Below are 690 nucleotides of genomic sequence, written 5' to 3'. Positions count from 1 at the left end.
TCGCCGAGGTGCGCGGCGATGCGGGCGAGCGCGGCGGCGTCGATGAGCTCGAGCACCGCCGGGCGGATGCGGGCGGCGGTGACGGCAGCGGATGCCGCGGCGGCGGCCTCGACGCCCGGGAACGCCGCGGCGACGGTGACGACCTCGCCCGGCACGATGGGACGCAGCCGCACCGTCGCCTCGACGATGACGCCGAGGGTGCCCTCGGACCCGGTGAGGAGGGCCGTGAGGTCGTAGCCCGTGACGCCCTTCACGGTGCGATGGCCCGTGCGCAGCAACCGGCCGTCGGCGAGCACGACGGCCAGGCCCAGCACCGCCTCCCGGGTCACGCCGTACTTCGCGCAGAGCAGGCCGCCGGCGTTCGTGGCGATGTTGCCGCCGATCGACGAGATCGCCCGGCTCGCCGGATCAGGCGCGAACCAGAGGCCGAGCGGCGCGAGCGCGTCGTTGAGGTCGCCGTTGAGCACGCCCGGTTCGACGACGGCGAGCTCGTCCGCCTCGGAGACCTCGAGGATGCGGTTCATCCGCGAGACGTCGAGCACGATCGCGCCGGGGCTCGCGATCGCGCCGCCTGCCAGGCCCGTGCCGGCGCCGCGCGGCACGACCGGCGTGCGCGTCTCGTGGGCGAGGCGCAGCACGGCCTGCACCTCGTCGACGGATGCCGCGTGCACGACGGCGAGCGGTCGGCTC

General features: G+C 75.8%; 1 protein-coding gene. It reads right to left on the bottom strand.

Annotated elements, in window-relative coordinates; translation table 11 throughout:
- A partial coding sequence (locus AC1DY2_RS20345; protein WP_476764064.1) for an FAD-binding oxidoreductase occupies positions 1-690 on the bottom strand: 690 nt, incomplete at both ends.

The organism is Agromyces sp. P1_H4 (genome assembly GCF_056405255.1).
This window is presented reverse-complemented; position numbering and strand designations above follow the sequence as displayed.